Source organism: Peribacillus psychrosaccharolyticus ATCC 23296 (genome assembly GCF_000305495.1).
In the GTDB taxonomy this organism is placed as follows: Bacteria; Bacillota; Bacilli; order Bacillales; family DSM-1321; genus Peribacillus; species Peribacillus psychrosaccharolyticus.
Genome location: NZ_AJTN02000129.1, coordinates 1 through 596, shown reverse-complemented (window position 1 = coordinate 596; position 596 = coordinate 1). Strand labels below are relative to the sequence as shown.

Below are 596 nucleotides of genomic sequence, written 5' to 3'. Positions count from 1 at the left end.
AGGGCACTAACGCACCTATTAGATTAAGTATATTACTTCACCATCTTTTATATATAACAACAAAAAGATGAGAGTATCATCGGTTTCTATTAAAGAGTTACATTAGAGTTATTTATCTTTAGACTAACTATTTTTTTGATTTTCACCCATAGAAAATAACAGCCAACGCCAACAACAGATCCTATGGTATTTAAAATTACATCATCAATATCCGAACTTCTTCCCATACCTATTTCAAAAATGGAGCTTAAGATACTTTGTAAGAACTGTATAAATTCAATCCCAACGGTACACAGAAAAGAATACCAAATAGCTTGCTTATAACTGTTTACCCATTTGAAATAGAGTAGAGTAAATGCAAATGGTGTAAGCATTAATGAATTTCCAGCGATTTGGAATAATGGAGAAGGATTATTATGAAGAACTTCAAAAATCCCTTTCATAGGTATTAAATTCACGGAATAGACGATGAATTTTAAGTTTTTTAATGAGAAATGTACGTTATCAAAAAAGAATAAATATTCAACCGTATTATGATACAATACGCAAACATACACAGAAAAACAAATCCCAATTAACCAATCAAATGCGTTTTG

The 596-nt window shown here is 30.0% G+C and carries 1 protein-coding gene; it reads right to left on the bottom strand.

Translation table 11 applies throughout. The features are described 5' to 3' along the window. Positions 1 to 89: 89 nt before the first annotated feature. Positions 90 to 596: VanZ family protein (locus WYK_RS06440; protein WP_040373725.1), on the bottom strand; the 507-nt coding region annotated here is incomplete at its 5' end.